The organism is Nostoc sp. DedQUE02 (genome assembly GCF_034531035.1).
Classification (GTDB): domain Bacteria; phylum Cyanobacteriota; class Cyanobacteriia; order Cyanobacteriales; family Nostocaceae; genus Nostoc.
This window is the reverse complement of record NZ_JAVRBY020000017.1, coordinates 1-17,420: the sequence shown is the minus strand read 5'-3', so window position 1 is coordinate 17,420 and position 17,420 is coordinate 1. Positions and strand designations below refer to the sequence as shown.

The following is a 17,420-nucleotide window of genomic DNA, read 5'->3' as shown; positions in this document are numbered from 1 at the left end:
TTCGGAAGGTATAGAAAAAATGACATTAGCAGACATAATTCCTATAGCTCGAAAGCTTTCTTCATTAGAAAAACTCAAGCTCATCCGTATCCTTGCTGAAGATTTAGATATAGTTGAGGATATTTCTCTATTGGAACCCTTCAAAACCTACGATTTACCCACTCCTTATAATAGCTTCGGGGCTGGTGCAGTTCTAATGGAAACACTTCAACAAAAGGATTCCAGTGATTAAATTTCCACGTAGATGCGGTGATCGATTATATAATTCATATTGTATTACTCCTAGTTTCATTTAATTTGGTTAGGAAATGGTTAGCTGATTCCTCAGTTTTAAAAAATCCTTGAACAACTAAACCAGACCATTCTTCCTGTAAAACTGGCTCAATATTTGGTAAAAATTCAGTTATTGCTTCTTCTGATTGATTTAAATATTTTGATAATCTAGTTAGATAAATTTTAAACTTCAATCCCAATTCGGGGCTGCTCTCAATAGGTATTAAATTAAAGATTGCACCTTTGTTTTTGTTAGCCCCAGTAAAAGTAATACAACTTTTTGTGGTATAAGTCCAAAAATGATACTTAATTAAGACTTTAGAAACTAATTTATATATCTTGTCAACCCCATTCTTTTCTGCAATTGCTTCTAGTTCTTCGTAGGTCAAGTTAGTTTTTCGTGATAATTTACTAACAGGAGCTTCTTTAACTTGATTGGGATCGACTAAAAATTTTCTTGCTAACAGTTCACGACTATTATTATTAAAGTAATAAAATTTAGCTACATTGATTGGAACTTGATACGTTTCTGATAAATAATTAATAATTCTTTCAGTACTGGAATCTATTTCTGATGCAACTATGAAAATTTTGTGTTGACTATTTATAATCTCTGGAAGTGCCTTGTCAAATTTTGTTTGAAAAGCTTGTTCTAAAGTTTCTTCCTTACCTAAGTAATTCAAATAACTAACAGCAATACTAATTATTTTCTCAGCAGATAGATTTTTTACCCATGAAGCATAATCTAATGCTTGAGCAGTTACTTCTCTAGATGTTTTATCGCGTTTTAACTCCACAATAACAATATTACCATCATTATCTAAACAGAGCAGGTCAATTATCCCGTTATAATCCGTAGCTACCTGTCTACCAATTACTAATAAATCTGGTGAAAGAATAGAGATATCTTTTTCTAACCACTTTTCTATACGAGCTTCTAAATTTAATTTATTTTTAATAATTTCCGTCAGTTTATCTTCTGCGGATACTTCCCATATTTTCAAGTCTTCTTGCATATAAATGATTCCAGTTTGCTGAGAATTTTATCAATCGATATTACCGTTAATTTTGGCCTTGAAGCCGTAGACTTGGCGAGTACCGACGAGGGGGACTAGAGTTATTTCTTTTTCGTCGCCTGGTTCAAAGCGGACTGCGGTTCCGGCGGGGATATCAAGGCGCATTCCTCGCGCTTGTTCTCTATCAAAGTTTAACGCTGTATTTACTTCATAAAAGTGATAATGGGAACCGATTTGTATGGGGCGATCGCCTGTATTGGACACTAGCAATTTTATAGTTGGACGACCAACATTTAATTCAATTTCACCTAATTGTGTGATAATTTCTCCAGGAATCATAATAAATTAAAAACTAAAAAATTAACGAATTGGACTATGTACTGTCACTAACTTTGTACCATCAGGAAAAGTTGCTTCAACTTGCACATCATGCACCATTTCTGGTATCCCTTCCATCACATCATCCCGCGTTAAGAGAGTTGTACCATAACTCATCAATTCAGCTACGGTTTGCCCATCTCTTGCACCTTCTAAAATGGCAGCAGAAATATAAGCAACTGCTTCAGGATAATTTAGTTTTAAACCCCTTCCTTTCCGTCTTTCTGCTAATAAAGCAGCAGTAAAAATTAATAGTTTATCTTTTTCCTGCGGCGTAAGTTGCATTCTTATCTCCTCTGTGTTCTCTGCGCCTCTGTGGTTCGTTTAAAGCTGCCACACTCTTGGTATACAATTACCACGATTCAAAAAATAAACTCGCAGCAATTGCCAAACATTAATAAACCAGTTTCTCACCTCAGATGTAGAAGAACCGCGATATCGACACAATAATCCATGTTGTAATCGGCTAACACCCGCTTCTCCCTTCCCATGCCATAAATTTCGCGTTTTTTCGACAATCTCTGCTGAAACTACGCCACCAACCCAAACTAGACTACCTACTATTGGTTTTCCAGCCAAACCGTGGGGACTGTGAAAAGTTTCTTTGCTACCCCGTAACCATTGCCGATCGATCCATAAGGGAACATCTCGCTGCCAAATTTCCGTGTGCGATCGCCATTCACCTTGCAAGAATTTTTCTCCTCTAGCACTGCGACCAAATCGGGTAATTTCCCAGCCGAAAAAGCTAGCCCTGGTTGCTAATTCTACCCGTAAATCTTGCCGATAAATCGCATCATTAAATAAAATTGTCTCTTGTGGCAACCATTCCAAACAAGCACCAGCATCAACTTGCATTTGGATGATTTGTCTAGCTTGTAAGCCATTGCTGCGATATATTTTGCTTGCAGCAGCTGTAGTGATTAAGGCTTGGGCTTGGGTTTGGAGGTGGATATTAGAGGATAAGCGATCGCCTCCCACCATGCCCCCAGCCGTGTGTAAAATGACGCTATGACAAATTTCCCCTTCTGGATAAAATGGGCGCTGTACCTTCAAGGGCGCTTGTTGGCGATCGTAAATTAATTGGGTTTTACCCTGGCGATCGGCATAGACTAAATTAAGTTTGCCATGCCAACCTTCTGCTACTTGCGGATTGCAGGTCATTTATAAATTCAAGATTAAAGTTCAAATATTTTATATTTATTTAATGCATTCTCTGCTACTTTACTTGCAATTTATCATTGTTTTTCGCCAAGGTGTACGCTAGTGCGATAAACCATATAGATAAAACCACTTTCATCACGAAAGCGCTGATATAATTCTTGAAAATTATCAATAAGCTGTTCGTATGCCAAGCCTTCACGTGGAAGGTAAGAAGCACTCATTGCTCGGCCAATAAATCCAGTTAAATCTAACTGTTGCTTATAAGTAAAAGTATATTCGTGGATGTTAATAAAATAGGGAGTTACTAACAGTGGCTCTACCGACTGCATTCGAGATTCTGCTGGATGATTATTAGATGCTTCGCGGACTATTCGGCTATATTCTGTAGTTAAAGCATCTTCTTTATCGCGGTTATTCCACACCACAGCCAAGCGTGCTGATGGTTTTAAAATGCGGTGAAACTCCAATAAAGTTGGTTCGGGGTTGAACCAGTGGAAAGCTTGAAAGCAAGTAACTAAATCAACTGAATTATCAGGTAGTTGGGTAAATTCTGCTGTTCCATCACGAAACTCTATCAAAGGATGTGCTTGGGCAGCTTCTCGCATCGCCGCATTTGGTTCTATAGCTATGACATTAACCCCTTGTTCAGCTAACAATCTTGAAGCAATTCCTGTACCTGCGCCAATATCTGCTGCTACAAGTTGTGAATTTTCACCTAATCCTTCCAAGATAATATCAATTGCATCTGCGGGGTAGCTTGGACGGTATTTTACATAATCTTCTGCTCTGTCAGAAAATCGGTTGAGTGGGTTTAAGGTATGTAAGGGGGTTGTTTCAGGATTAATTTGGCTCATGGGTTTTTATAGAAAAGAAGAAGTGCGTAGGCGTAGCCCGTCGTAGACATCGCTGTAGTTCAGAAAAGCGATATCATAACAATTAAACCGCTCTAAACAGTAACATCTACATACAATAATGGAAAGATTGCTAAACATCCACATTGAGAAATTACCTGAAGGCGTTTATTTAGCAACATCTGATGAGCTTCAAGGTTTAGTAGCTCAAGGACGGACTGTTGCTGAAACTTTAGAAATTGCCCATGATGTAGCGATTAAATTAATGGAAGCACAGGATGGTAATTGTAAATTACCTGGGTGAAATTTTGGCGATCAGCATACACTAAGTTAAGTTTGCTATGCCAACTAGTAGAAATTTATGGTTCTACCTGAACGCTCATGCTTGTTTAACTGTAAAATTTCCACTGTACTGCAATTGTTGAAGTAACTTGGAGTTTCCAGAACCAAAAATGTATAGTACATTTTGGGCACGAGTCATAGCAACATAGAGTCTTCTACAAGTCAAAATATCACTTTCGGAATGTGGAGGTCTACTAAAATCCCAGTCTTGAACCCAGAGTATTAAAACGACTTTAAATTCTAAACCCAACGCACTAAGCGTATTAATAATTTTAATACCAGAATTTTTAATATTATATTTTTTCTCAGACTCTCTATTTTCACTGACCCAATCTGTTTCAATTCCTACATTTTGCAATTTTTTAATCAGAGATTTTAATAATACCTTTTTTTGGTCATCTGCCATTCTATATAAAATAGCAATATCATTTAGTGCATAATCTAGTCTTGCTAAATCTTTAACTTCATTAATGACAGATTCTACTTCATAAATTTCTGATGTTTCAATATGTAGAATTGGATTTACACCACGACGTACAGCGTCTGTAGGCTTAACAATATCGAATGTTAAATTTTCTTCATCAATAACGTTACTAAATAAACTCCAGCCTGCTGCTAATATTTCCTGAGTATTTCTATAGTTTTTGTCAAGTTTTAATTTTTTGTTACTTGTTCGTCCGACGGCTTTGACTCCCACAGAATTCCAAGTAAAATTATTACGTTTATAAACGGATTGACGACCATCTGCCACAATCACAAGATTGCCATGTTCTGGGTCTTTTAACGCAGCTACACAACATTTAAACCACATAGGATCAAATGTTTGTCCTTCATCAACTAAAACTGCATCATATTTATGTTTTATCGGAGTATTTTCAAGTTGCTTTAGTAGTATCTCTCCTAAAATACTATCATAATATTCTGTAGTAAAACCTAAAGGTGCTGGGATTTTTCTTATAAGCGAACTTACCCAAGCATAAAATGTCAACACCTCTATTTTGCTAGTGGAATTGTACTGATTTGAATATTCATACATTAAAGACTTGAGATAAGCAGCAAGACTTCTGTTGAAACAAAGAATTAAGACTTTTTGATGAAGATTTTGTTTAACTAGCAATTTAGCATGAGATAAAAGTATTAAAGTTTTTCCCGATCCAGCTACACCATAAATTATTCTATGTCCATCACCAATTGATCTCACTATACATTCTTGACGATGATCTAACGTTTTAAATACATAACTTTCATTTTTGAATTTAATGTTATTAGGAACACTGTACAGAGATGCTGGTACAAGTTTAATAGCTATTTCTGGAAAAATAACAGCTTTTATAGTATCAATTTGCTCATTGGTAAGAGGAGAAAAAGTAAAAGTATTGGTAAATATTTTTATTAATCTATTTACTAATTCTTCACTACTAATGCTCTGACTATAAAATAATTCATTACGGTATATAATTTGTGATGGAGACAATAATTTATCAATATTTTTTTCCTGTGCTTGTTCTGCGGTAATATTAGAAAATAATAGACCATAGTTACAATGGAATGCTAATTTCTGTTGATTAGCTTCATGCAACTGAGTGAGTATTTGATATTTTTGTAATTTCACTAATAATTGATCTATCAACTCTTGATATGGATTTGTCCATAGGGAGAAAGTATCTTCTTTCTTATTGATCTCTATAGAACGCTTACGAGTTCGTCTTCCCGGAATATCTAGATATGACGGAGAATTTTTTAAGTCTATTTTTTGATTTTTTTCTGGAGAACTAAATAATTTAATTTTGTTAATATCAGTACCGTTAACTTGCGATGGATACCAAGTAATAACTTGAATTATTAATAGTCCAAAATTAGGTGCAATAATCAGGAAATCAATATAATTACTTTCAACGACTTGCTTATACCAAACTAAAAAGTCATCTGGCAATTTCTCACGAAGTATTCTATATAAAATTTGTTCGCCTTGACTAGCAGATGATGATATAGATTCGGGAACCATTAAAGCCATAGTTTAATACCTATCTTATTTTTCTTCTTTCTGCTGCTCTAACCAAGCTACCAAATCAGCAACTTCAGAAAAATCAAGCAAATCTTCTCCCAACTCCTCTAACTGTTCAGCAGATAAATTCCTAACCTGCTCAACTAATGATCCATCAATATCGCCAAAACGCCGTTTAAGTAGACGACTAATCAATTTAAATGCTTCTTTTTGAACAATATCTTGATAAATTACAGACTCTTTCATAATATCTTCCTGCAAAAATTGCCGAACCAAATCCTTTTCAAACCGTAAACCCGCCAGAATTTCTACACAACCCGCAATATTTTGCCGCTCCTCTCTATCTGGAATTGTAGCGACTTGTTCAGCCACTTGTGCCAGTAAAGTTTGCGGCGAGTCAGTTCGCGCCAAACTTGCTAATGGTAATAGCGCCGGATTAGCTAAAAATAGTGTTGAATCTTGCTCCCAAAGACGAACAACCTGATATTGATGAATCGTCGTGTTGTCCCGATATTCTTCAGTAAAAGCCATTTCGTTAGTAGTTTCCTGCAAAAAGATTAGTACTTGCGCTACAGGACAACGATACTGGCGCTTCAACCTCACAGAATAATCGAGCATTCGGAAATTAAGCGCCGGATTAGATTTTGCTAAAGTTTGAAATTCAATGTGCAAAATTTGGTTAGCTGCTTGCAAAAATGTCACATAATCTGCGCGAATTGGTTCAAGCGTGAGTTCCGTTTTTAAGACTTCAATTTGTTGCACCTCTACCCCAAGCAACCAACGCACAAAATCAGTAGGGTACTGTTCAGCTAAATATTTACAAGCGTTGTCGTAACTCACCCTCTTCTTCTCCTGACACAAAAAAACAGCCGCATCCACAAGGGAAGCAGCTGTTTTATTATGTAACTACAAAGTATTAGTAATCGAAGTCGCCGCCGCCAGCGCCAGCACCAGCAGGAGCGGCATCTTTAGGCTCAGGCTTGTCGACGATAATACATTCGGTTGTCAACACCATACCAGCAATAGAAGCAGCGTTTTGCAGAGCAGAACGAGTTACCTTAGCAGGGTCAACAATACCAGCAGCTAACAAATCAACAAATTCGTTGGTTGCAGCGTTGTAGCCAATGTTGAAATCCTTCTCTTTGACGCGTTCAGCAATCACAGCACCATTCTGACCAGCGTTTTCAGCAATCCGCTTCAGAGGTGCGGGTAAGGCGCGAACCACAATCAAAGCACCAATCAACTCTTCATCCTTAAGGTTGCTCTTTGCCCAGTCTTCCAAGTCGGGAGCTAGGTGAGCCAGAGTTGTACCACCACCAGGAACGATACCTTCTTCTACAGCAGCTTTGGTGGCGTTAATAGCGTCTTCTAGGCGTAGTTTCTTGTCTTTCATTTCGGTTTCGGTCGCTGCACCCACTTTCACCACAGCGACACCACCAGAGAGTTTAGCAAGACGCTCTTGCAGTTTCTCTTTGTCGTAAGAAGATTCGGTTTCTTCGATTTGACGACGAATCTGTTCGACACGAGCTTTAACAGCAACTTCGTTACCTTCGGCAACAATTGTGGTGTTGTCCTTGGTGATGGTGATCCGGCGAGCTTTACCCAGGCTATCCAGCTTGGTGTTATCTAGCTTCAAACCAGCATCTTCGGTAACTAGTTGACCGCCAGTTAAAACAGCAATGTCTTCTAGCATAGCTTTGCGGCGATCGCCAAAGCCAGGAGCCTTAACAGCAGCCACGTTCAGCACACCGCGCAAACGATTTACTACCAAGGTTGCCAAAGCTTCTTTTTCAATATCTTCGGCGATAATTACCAAAGGACGACCAGCACGGGCTACTTGCTCTAACACTGGTACAAGGTCTTGTACCAAAGCTATTTTCTTATCGGTCAGCAGTAGGAAAGGTTCATCAAAAACCGCTTCCATCCGTTCAGCATCGGTAGCAAAATAGGGAGAGATGTAGCCTTTATCAAAGCGCATCCCTTCAGTGATTTCCAACTCGGTGAACATAGATTTCCCTTCTTCTAGGGAAATTACGCCTTCTTTGCCCACCTTGTCCATTGCTTGGGCAATCATCTGACCAACTTCTTCGTCATTACCAGCCGAGATCGCACCAACTTGGGCAATGGCTTTGGAATCTTCCACTGGACGGGCGTGTTGAGCAATTTTTTCTACCAAGAAGCTGGCAGCTTTGTCAATACCACGCTTCAGGGAAATTGCATTAGCACCAGCTGCAACGTTCCGCAAGCCTTCTTTGACGATCGCATGAGCTAAAACGGTAGCGGTGGTAGTACCATCACCCGCAGCATCATTGGTCTTAGAAGCAGCTTGACGAATCAGAGCTACACCAGTGTTTTCAATGTGGTCTTCTAATTCGATTTCTTTGGCGATCGTTACACCATCATTAACAATTTGCGGTGCGCCAAATTTCTTTTCTAGGACTACGTTACGACCTTTGGGGCCAAGGGTAACAGCTACAGCCTCAGCCAGGATGTCAATGCCTCGTTCCAAGGCGCGACGGGCGTTTTCGTTGTAGATAATGCGCTTTGCCATAGGTGTCTAAATTCCAGGAGTAAGTCAATTTTTTGTTGAATTAGGCATTGGGTATTGGGCATTGGAAAAACTCTTTCCTATTCCCCACTCCCCACTAGATAACAACTGCTAAAATATCTTTTTCAGAAAGCAGTACATATTCTTCAGTGCCGAGTTTGATGTCAGTGCCAGCGTACTTCGAGTACAGCACCTTATCGCCGACTTTGATTTCCAATTCCTGACGGTTTCCGTCGTCATTACGCTTGCCAGGGCCAAGAGCCACTACTTCCCCTACCTGGGGCTTTTCCTTGGCGGTATCGGGCAAATACAGACCACCTGCGGTCTTTTCCTCAGAGGCGTTCACTTTTACGAAAACGCGATCGCCTAAAGGTTTAACTGTAGAAACGCTTAGAGATAAAGCTGCCATATTATTTCTTTCCTTTAGAGATTAGCACTCTCAACTCCTGAGTGCTAATTTACCGAAAAGTAGCGTCCAATGGCAAGAATTCTTTTAGTACGGGTTCCCGAACTAGAAGCTCAGAGATGTACTTAAGTATAAATGCTTAATTATTTCTACCTTTCGGATTTTGTTCCGTAAGTTACGAAGAGAGTAGGGAGCAAAGAGTTAGGAGTTATAAGAATTATTCTTCGATTCCCCACTCCCTACCCCCCTTCTGGGTCAACTTTATTTGCAAAGCTTGGAAATTGTTATAGAAATGTAATCAGGGAGGCGCTCAATAAGTAAAAATACAGTGATTCAGTCTAGCCATCAAATCCCTAAAGCCCGTAAGTCTCTACAACATAAAATTTTGAGTAATTGTGTAGAAACTTTAGGACTTGCAAAAATTCAGCGACACATTTTTATTTGCGCTGACCAGACAATTACTAGCTGCTGCTCAAAACGAGCTAGCCTGGAATCCTGGGAATTATTAAAAAAGCGACTTAAAGAGTTAAAACTTAATGAGCCGCAACAGAGTCATCCCATTTGCGTCTTCTATAGAACTAAAAGCCAACTGCTTGCGCGTTTGTTGTTCTGGACTCATAATGGTGGTTTACCCTGATGGTGTCTGATATCGCCAAGCAAGCCCGGAAGTTATTGAGCGGATCATCCAAGAACACTTAATAGGCAATAAGGTGGTAGAAGAATATGTATTTTTAACCCATCCTTTGCCAGAAACTTCCCTAGTTTCTTGTGAACACCTCATAGAGGCTTAACAACCAAAGGATATGGTATAGCAGTAAGCTTTAAGAAAGTGCGGGTTGGTTTTGAAGTAGGGTCATCTTTAAGCCAATACTTACTTGTGAGTCAGAAGGATTATTATTTAATCAGTGTTTTTTCGCCCGCCACTTTCAATGCGATATATAATAGCGCATTATAGATACTACTGCTATACGTATCCTTGCTGGACTTTTGCTATCGAGCTACTAGTCTCTTGAAAGTGCTCGGCATTTTTGAGACTTCGAGACAGCAAAGGCAAGTTAAGTAGGAAAAAGGACAACATCTCCAAATAACCCACCATAGAGGATAAATATTCAAGACTTTGATGGACCGAAGCGCGACAAGTGCCACTGCTATGAAAGAGCCCAGCATGAAAGATCACAAACGACTTCTATTGATTGATGATGACCCTAACCTCATCTTGCTGGTGAAGGATTACTTAGAATTCCGGGGATACGAAGTCATCACCGCCGAAAATGGACGTGAAGCTCTGGAAATTTTAGAGCAAGATGTTCCAGACATGATTATCTGCGACGTGATGATGCCGGAAATGGACGGATATACTTTTGTAGAACAAGTCCGGCAAAACGAACGCACCAGTTGGATTCCGGTTCTTTTCCTTTCAGCTAAGGGACAAAGTGCAGACCGAGTTAAGGGTCTGAATAAAGGTGCTGATGTTTATATGGTCAAACCTTTTGAACCAGAAGAACTCGTAGCGCAAGTTGAGTCCTCGCTGAAACAAACTATCCGTTGGAAAGAACACCAAGCAAAAGGAGGCGAAAACGGTTCCCGTATCCAGGTTCCCTTCGATGTGCAATTAACCCCAACCGAACTGAAAGTAGTTCAGTTTGTTGCTAGGGGTTTAGCTAACCGTGAAATTGCTGAAGAACTCAATGTTAGTCAGCGAACGGTTGAAAGCCATGTGTCCAATATGTTGGGCAAAACCAATCTCCACAATCGCACTGAACTAGCGCGGTGGGCGATTGAAAATCAAATGGCCTAAAATCGGCAACGAGTGGTGAGTGCTGAGTGCTGAGTGTTTTTGACTCAGCACTCATAACTCAGCACTCAGCATTCAATTTACCAACCATCTTCTTCAGGGCTGGATTGGTGCAAAACTTCTAAATCCAGTTCATCCAGGTAAGTCAAGGCACTTTCAATCTGGGAAACAGTGCCCCGTAGTTCTAGATCAAAGCAGCTATATTGTGGCACGTTTGCGCTTATCTCGGCAGTAGCAATAATTACTGTGATACCATAGTGAGAAACCAGTCGTGAAATGACTGGTTCCTCATGCAAGTCTTTAGGAATACGAACCTGGATGCGAGTTTGGGTGCGTCTATTATCTAAAATATCAGTATTATATTTTACTTGTTTATTTGGAATTGCCATTCTAGCTTCCTATTCGACTTCTGGGATGAGGGTTTGGCTTTGTACGACTTCTTTTAACACTAGCGTTACTCATTCTATGCACGCAAACGGTAGCAAATGATTCATAATTCATCATTAAGATGCGATGAGATGAATTATGAATTCCTATAAAAAAGTGCGATCGCGTTTAAGTGGATTATAAACTTATTAAGTTATAAGTTAACTTTGTTGAAAAATGAATAAACACCTTAGAGAATAATTCTCTGGTGAAATCTTAATTCAAGTGTTGCTTTTATGATTAACAGATAATGCTACTGGAATTTCGATCGTAAATTCAGTTCCATGAGCAAGTTCAGACTTTAACTGAATATTTCCCTGATGTTTCTCAATAATTTGATGGCTAATTGCTAAACCTAGTCCCGTTCCTTTGTTGATAGGTTTAGTTGTAAAAAAAGGATCGAATATCTTGCTTTGAATCTCAGAATTTATTCCATTACCGTTATCTCTAAATGTAATTATGACTGTTTCTAATTTAGTTACTTCAGTTTGAATTACAATTTGCTTTTGAATTTGATTATCTAGCTCTAGTAAAGCATCAATGCCATTACTAAGGATATTCATGAATACTTGGTTTAGTTGTGCTGGATAACATTGAACTGATGGGAGATTTCCGTATTTTTTAATAATTTCAATTTTTGGTTGTAGTCGATGATTTAAAAGTAATAAAGTACTTTCAATACCTTCATGAATATTCACAGCTTTTTTCTCTGACTGATCGAGTCGAGAAAAGTTTTTTAGCGATAGCACGATGTCACGAATCCGATCCGTTCCTATCCTCATGGATGAAAGAATTTTTGGTAAATCATCGCTGATGAAATCAATATTAAAGTCACCAAATTTTTCTTCAAACAAAGAATACGAATCTGGATGTTCTTGTTGATATAGTTGGATTAAATTTAAAAGACAGTTTACATGGTTATTTAGATGATTAAAATTACCGTGAATAAAATTAACAGGATTATTAATTTCGTGCGCTAAACCTGCAACCATCCGACCCAAGCTAGACATTTTCTCTGTCTGGATCAATTGAACTTGGGTAGTTTGTAATTCTCGTAAAGTATTTTCTAACTGTTGTGCTTGAAGTTGGGCAGTAGCAGTTGCAGTAGTGAGTGCTTTGAGGTTATTGTAAGCTTTGGAATGATAACGAATGCGGGCAATTAACTCAACTGGATCTGGTAATTTGATTAAGTAGTCATTAGCGCCTTCGGTAAAAGCTTCTGCTTTGAGCTTTGCTTCTTCTTTACTGGATAACATAACGATTGGTACATCACGAGTTACTGGATGAGAGCGAAACCAACGCAGTAACATTAATCCATCGATATCTGGCATGACCATATCCAAAAATATCACCGTTGGTTCTATGGCGATCGCATCTTGAATAGCTTTAGCTGGATTGCTTGTGTAGTGAAGGGAAATATCTGTTTCTGTCGAAACCATCCGACGGAAGGCTTCGCTGATAATTACCTGATCGTCAATTAGCAAAAGCCTGACTGTGGATATTTTGGCATCCAGAATAAATGGCGCAGCTTGTGGAGTTTGTGGTTGACTCCAGTTTGGTGATAATCTTGCTGTCTTTGGAGATATTTCTAAGAGTGCTGTTTCTTGCAGGTTCATTTAGCACCTCTAAATAGGTATTGGTTTCTAATACTACAAACTAGCCAGTTAAATATACTAGTATGCAATTGTCGTGATTATATCTCAGTGATTAAAGGTGTTAGTGTTTTGCAATACTTCGTAAAGGTATTTTAAGTATCTGCTTTTGTACACATATGATATTTATAGTATATTTTGATACAAAAAATATTATTATGCCGTAAATTTGATGCAGGCTGATGCGATCGCCTCAACTGGCAAAACCTCTACCGCAGCTTTTAATTCCACTGCTACTTTCGGCATACCATAAACAACGCAAGTTTTGCGGTCTTGAGCAATAGTATGCCAACCTGCTTCGCGCAATTGTTTTAAGCCTTGAGCGCCATCTCCACCCATCCCCGTCAGCAACGCCCCAATCCCCTTTCCAGTCCAATTTTTAGCCACACTCATGAAGAAAACATCAATTGATGGACGATAGAAAAAATGTAGTGGTTCTTTGTCATAGCCAAAGGTGAGGTCGGGACGCATTACTAAATGAAGATTTGTGCCAGCAAGCAGAACTTTACCAGGCTGTGGTGTAGAACCTGCGATCGCTAGTTGCATAGGCAGAGGAATTTGCTCATTCAACCAGGCGGCAAAACCCTGGACAAATTGGGCATCTATATGTTGAACAACAACCACAGCCGCCGGAAAGTCTTGAGGAAATTGGCAGAGAATAGTTTTCAATGCCTGGGGGCCACCCGTGGAAGCCCCGATAACGATTAGAGGTGGAAGTGATTTTGAGTGATGGACAGGTGGCGATCGCCGATATGAAGATTTGCCAATTAAACGGGCGATCGTGGCAATTTTATTTAGTAGCCCATCATCACCTAAGATTGGCGTATTGATGGCATCCAAGGCTCCATAGCCCATTGCTTCAAAAATCTTGGCTGCATAGCGATTAACGCTAGCTGTCACCATCACAATCGCGCAGGGAGATTGCCTCATGATATGCCGTGTAGCTTCTACTCCATCCATACTGGGCATCAGCACATCCATCAAAATCAAGTCAGGAGTATCAGCTGCACACTTACTCACAGCTTCCGCACCATCGTAGGCAACCCACGCCAGCTTGTAACCTGGGATTTTTACCACAGCCCGCCGCAGTACCTCTACAGCCATGAACATATCGTTAGCGATCGCAATTCTCACAAATTATGACATTTCTCCAAAATAACGCGACAAATACAACAGATAGAAACCCAGATTAAATCTAGGATCAGCCCTTTCAAGGTGGTGAAATTTAAAACGAAAATTGGTAATTTCAATATTCAAAAAGCCCAAAATCTCGGCGGAGGATTCAAAATGGTAGGACTGAAACAATGTATCTTTGTTCGTCACCTTGAAAGGGCTAGTCCTATATAATTTAAATGCCTTTGCCATATAGTCAAAACTCCAGTTTATAAAGCATAAGGAGTAACCAATGAAGCACTTTACCCTGTTTACTTTTCTGTATCTAGCAGCGGGAGCTTGCCTAACAGCGATCTTCTTTGGAAATTCTGACATCACTCCAAACGTTAAAACAATTCTGCTAATTAATGCTGGACTGTTATACCTTACCTCTGTCCTAAGTACTTTTCCATTTTGGCGTAATCGCGTACTACAAAGCGAAGCGAGACTGCGCGATCAACCTGCTTGGGATCGGAATATTGTCATGATTCTACCAATATTCATCATTGTATTGATGCTTGTTATAACCATCCCCGACCTGGTGAATCACAACTGGACAACTCCGGCAATCGCCAGAGCATCTGTAGGGCTACTAGTCATCCTACTTAATGCAGAACAACTTTTTATCAGAAACCAAATTCGGCAAGAATCCTGATTACTAGACAGACAGTACAAGGAGATGGATGAGATTTTTTGTCAATGCGTAAGTCCTAGATTCAGCTTTTTCAAGGTGGTGAAATTTGGAACGAAAATTGGTAATTTCAACATTTAAAAAGCCCAAAATCTGAGCGGAGGATTCAAAATGGTAGCACTGAAACAACGTATCTTCGTTCGTCACCTTGAAAGTGCTAGTTCTAAAATCTTACTTTCTTAATTACGAATTACGAATTATTATCAAGCCTCACCAATTAAATCAATCACCGCCTTTAACAGAGTGTCGTCATGAAAGCTGCTCTTAGTTAAGTAGTAGTCTGCACCTGCTTCTAATCCTTGCAGTCGGTCTTCTTCCCGGTCTTTGTAAGAAACGATAATCACAGGTGTTTGCTTCAACTTGGCATGAGTTTTTATCTGGCTGGTGAGTTCAAAACCGTTCATTCGGGGCATATCAATATCTGTCACTACCAAGTCATAATCGCCGCTGCGGATTGCATTCCAACCATCAATGCCATTAACCGCCACTTCTGTTTTGTAACCATTGTTTTCCAAAAGTTTGCGCTCCATTTCGCGCACAGTGATTGAATCATCCACCACTAACACTCGCTTGTAAGTTTTGGTAACTGCGTGATGAGCAGACTGATTTACCTGAGAAAGTTGTCCGCTAGAAAACACCTTCGCAATAGAACGTACCAAATCTTCAACATCGACAATCAATACTGGAGAACCATCATCCATCAGGGCGGCGGCGCTAATGTTTGGGACTTTACCAAGGCGAGGATCTAAAGGTCGGACAACCAAATTGCATTCACCGAGAAACCGATCTACAACTAATCCATAACGATTGAGGCGATCGCTAATCACAATCACTGATAACGATTCTACATTCACCGCAGGCGAGGCTAACTCTAAAACTTGACTTGCCAAAATCAACTCCACAGGTTGATTATTCATCAGGAAAAATGGGCGATTTTCCGATACAGCAATCTTAGACTTCGATAATATCAACACCTGTTCAATGCGCGTTAACCCAAAAGCATAAGGTTCGCCAGCAATTTCTACCAACAGGGTGCGAATCACGGATAGCGTCAGCGGTAACTGCAAGTGAAAGGTCATACCCCTTCCCAACACAGAAACCGCCCGCAGCGTGCCGCCAACTTCCCGCACTGTGCTATGGGCGATATCCAGCCCCACACCTCTACCCGAAATTTCGGTGACAGTTTGGGTTGTGGAGAAACCAGGCAAAAATAAGAATTCCATCAACTCAACTTCGGTAAGTTGGGCTGCCATTTCCGGGTTTGTCAGTTGTTTGCTGATGACTACTTGGCGCAAAAACTCGATATCGATTCCCCGTCCATCATCTGCAACGGTGATAAACAGCATTCCAGCGCGATGGGTAACTTCAATCCGAATAATTCCTTCTTCTGGCTTTCCTGCTGCTAGACGTTCCTGGGGCAATTCAATGCCATGATCGATCGCATTCCGCAGGATATGAGTCAAGGGAGCTTCCAGACGTTCTAGAATATCTCGATCTACCAAAGTAGACTTACCAACGATTTCCAGTTTCACCCGTTTACTCAATTGTCTAGCTAAGTCGCGCACCATTCGCGGAAATCCCTGTCCCCCATCCGCAAAGGAACACATTCGAGTAGCAATAACTTCCTGATATAAGCGCTGGGCAAGATTAGCAGAACGCTGAGAAAATTGTTCTAGTTCGTTTTGGCGATCGCCGATCATCTGGTAACATTCGTGAGCTTTTTGATGAGTTGCACTCAAGGTTTCTTTAATTTGCCCATTCAGATGATAGTTGCCCAATAACTCTTGTAACTTCTCCAGCAGATTGGACAATTCCCCCTGATTGCTTCTCAGTTTCAGCAAAGAGTTCGCAAATGGTTCTAATAAATTCGCCTCAACTAAAGACTCTCCTGCTAAACCCATTAAGCGATTCAAATTTTCAGTACTCATTCGCACCGCCCGATTTTGGGTGATGCCCAGTTCTTCTGATGGGGATGGGGAAATAAGGATTGTCTGTTGGTTGTCTTCTAACTGCGCTGTTGTGATTAGGGGATGAATTTCTGTAGAGGTTGCCTCTGGAGTTAGGATATTAGCGATCGCACTTATCAATGATTGAATGCCAACATCTTCTAACAGCTGTAAATTTGGGTTGGCTGTAACCATTTGAGCTATCCGCAAGAGCATATCTACCCCTTGCAGCAATACATCAATGCGATCGGCAGTTAAGGTAACTTTTCCCTCTTGAGCCGCCACAAAGCAGTCTTCCATGACGTGAGCAAGGTTGACAGCCGGATCGATTTGGACAATTCGCGCAGCGCCTTTGATGCAATGGGCTGCCCGCATTAAAGCTGCCAGTTCTGGTTGGGGATCGGGCTTAGTTTCCAGTGCCAACAGGCGATCGTTCAATACCACAACTTGAGCTTTTACTTCCATGTTGAATAAATCAAGCAAGGAAAGATTGCTGACATCAAATTCTTCTAACATTACTACACCTTCCTAGAACACCGATTCATTAATCCTGGAAGAACCTCTCCCTCAACCCCAATACTGCTCGCTTTGTCCATTTTTAACTCGGAATTGGGTTTGGGGAAAAGGTTAAAGGGTAAAGGTTAAAGGTTTTTTCTTTCCCCTTTACCCCCCCCCATATACCCATAATTGGGCCCCACCATACCCAATTAACCAAAACACGAAAAGGAATTAAAAAAAACCAATCAAATACAAAATGGCAAAAAAAAAAACTGAAAAT

Annotated in this window: 17 protein-coding genes; 4 read left to right on the top strand and 13 right to left on the bottom strand. The window is 40.0% G+C overall.

The window, feature by feature from the left end; translation table 11 throughout:
• Positions 1-19: 19 nt before the first annotated feature.
• Entirely contained in the window at positions 20-232 is a 213-nt protein-coding gene (locus RMX98_RS15540; protein WP_322677421.1) for a hypothetical protein, read from the top strand.
• A 34-nt stretch (positions 233-266) separates the two neighbouring features.
• On the opposite strand, the gene RMX98_RS15535 is transcribed toward RMX98_RS15540, so the two are convergent.
• The 5 genes from RMX98_RS15535 to RMX98_RS15515 all read right to left on the bottom strand — a co-directional run bounded on the left by RMX98_RS15535 (position 267) and on the right by RMX98_RS15515 (position 3,682).
• Positions 267-1,289 carry an endonuclease NucS domain-containing protein gene (locus RMX98_RS15535; protein ID WP_322677420.1) on the bottom strand — a complete coding sequence of 341 codons (1,023 nt, stop codon included), beginning with the start codon at positions 1,287-1,289 and terminating at the stop codon, positions 267-269.
• Between the two features lie 30 nt (positions 1,290-1,319).
• A complete protein-coding gene (locus RMX98_RS15530; protein ID WP_322677419.1) occupies positions 1,320-1,628 on the bottom strand; it encodes an urease subunit beta in 309 nt (102 codons plus the stop codon).
• 21 nt (positions 1,629-1,649) lie between these two features.
• Positions 1,650-1,952, bottom strand: coding sequence for an urease subunit gamma (gene ureA, locus RMX98_RS15525; protein WP_322677418.1), 303 nt, complete (start codon positions 1,950-1,952; stop codon positions 1,650-1,652).
• Positions 1,953-1,991: 39 nt separating this feature from the next.
• A complete protein-coding gene (locus RMX98_RS15520; RefSeq protein WP_322677417.1) occupies positions 1,992-2,828 on the bottom strand; it encodes an urease accessory protein UreD in 837 nt (278 codons plus the stop codon).
• Positions 2,829-2,902: 74 nt separating this feature from the next.
• Positions 2,903-3,682, bottom strand: a complete 780-nt coding sequence (locus RMX98_RS15515; RefSeq protein ID WP_322677416.1) for a class I SAM-dependent methyltransferase — start codon at positions 3,680-3,682, stop codon at positions 2,903-2,905.
• Positions 3,683-3,800: 118 nt separating this feature from the next.
• Between RMX98_RS15515 and RMX98_RS15510 the strand changes: the two genes are divergently transcribed.
• Complete coding sequence (locus RMX98_RS15510; protein ID WP_322677415.1) at positions 3,801-3,983, top strand: DUF1902 domain-containing protein; 183 nt, start codon at positions 3,801-3,803, stop codon at positions 3,981-3,983.
• A 75-nt stretch (positions 3,984-4,058) separates the two neighbouring features.
• On the opposite strand, the gene RMX98_RS15505 is transcribed toward RMX98_RS15510, so the two are convergent.
• The 4 genes from RMX98_RS15505 to groES form a co-directional block, all read right to left on the bottom strand.
• On the bottom strand, positions 4,059-6,035 hold the full coding sequence (locus tag RMX98_RS15505; RefSeq protein ID WP_322677414.1) for a 3'-5' exonuclease: 1,977 nt from the start codon (positions 6,033-6,035) through the stop codon (positions 4,059-4,061).
• 15 nt (positions 6,036-6,050) lie between these two features.
• Entirely contained in the window at positions 6,051-6,866 is an 816-nt protein-coding gene (locus tag RMX98_RS15500) for a DUF4351 domain-containing protein (RefSeq protein ID WP_322677413.1), read from the bottom strand.
• Positions 6,867-6,942: 76 nt separating this feature from the next.
• A complete protein-coding gene (groL, locus tag RMX98_RS15495; RefSeq protein ID WP_322677412.1) occupies positions 6,943-8,577 on the bottom strand; it encodes a chaperonin GroEL in 1,635 nt (544 codons plus the stop codon).
• 94 nt (positions 8,578-8,671) lie between these two features.
• Complete coding sequence (groES, locus tag RMX98_RS15490; protein WP_100898362.1) at positions 8,672-8,983, bottom strand: co-chaperone GroES; 312 nt, start codon at positions 8,981-8,983, stop codon at positions 8,672-8,674.
• A 1,117-nt stretch (positions 8,984-10,100) separates the two neighbouring features.
• On the opposite strand from groES, the gene RMX98_RS15485 reads away from it, so the two are divergent.
• Positions 10,101-10,778 carry a response regulator transcription factor gene (locus tag RMX98_RS15485; RefSeq protein WP_012407592.1) on the top strand — a complete coding sequence of 226 codons (678 nt, stop codon included), beginning with the start codon at positions 10,101-10,103 and terminating at the stop codon, positions 10,776-10,778.
• A gap of 77 nt (positions 10,779-10,855) precedes the next feature.
• Here RMX98_RS15485 and RMX98_RS15480 read toward each other — a convergent pair whose 3' ends face one another.
• The 3 genes from RMX98_RS15480 to RMX98_RS15470 all read right to left on the bottom strand — a co-directional run bounded on the left by RMX98_RS15480 (position 10,856) and on the right by RMX98_RS15470 (position 13,987).
• Positions 10,856-11,164: an NIL domain-containing protein gene (locus RMX98_RS15480; protein ID WP_322669699.1), complete on the bottom strand. Its 309-nt coding sequence runs from the start codon at positions 11,162-11,164 to the stop codon at positions 10,856-10,858.
• Between the two features lie 258 nt (positions 11,165-11,422).
• The gene (locus RMX98_RS15475; protein ID WP_322677411.1) at positions 11,423-12,817 is read right to left on the bottom strand and encodes an ATP-binding protein; all 1,395 of its coding nucleotides are present in this window, start codon (positions 12,815-12,817) and stop codon (positions 11,423-11,425) included.
• A gap of 192 nt (positions 12,818-13,009) precedes the next feature.
• Positions 13,010-13,987 carry a chemotaxis response regulator protein-glutamate methylesterase gene (locus tag RMX98_RS15470; RefSeq protein ID WP_322677410.1) on the bottom strand — a complete coding sequence of 326 codons (978 nt, stop codon included), beginning with the start codon at positions 13,985-13,987 and terminating at the stop codon, positions 13,010-13,012.
• A gap of 271 nt (positions 13,988-14,258) precedes the next feature.
• Here RMX98_RS15470 and RMX98_RS15465 point away from each other — a divergent pair, with 271 nt between their 5' ends.
• Positions 14,259-14,660: a hypothetical protein gene (locus tag RMX98_RS15465; RefSeq protein WP_322677409.1), complete on the top strand. Its 402-nt coding sequence runs from the start codon at positions 14,259-14,261 to the stop codon at positions 14,658-14,660.
• 239 nt (positions 14,661-14,899) lie between these two features.
• Here the strand turns inward: RMX98_RS15465 and RMX98_RS15460 are convergent, their stop codons facing one another.
• On the bottom strand, positions 14,900-17,158 hold the full coding sequence (locus tag RMX98_RS15460; protein ID WP_322677408.1) for a hybrid sensor histidine kinase/response regulator: 2,259 nt from the start codon (positions 17,156-17,158) through the stop codon (positions 14,900-14,902).
• Positions 17,159-17,420: the final 262 nt, after the last annotated feature.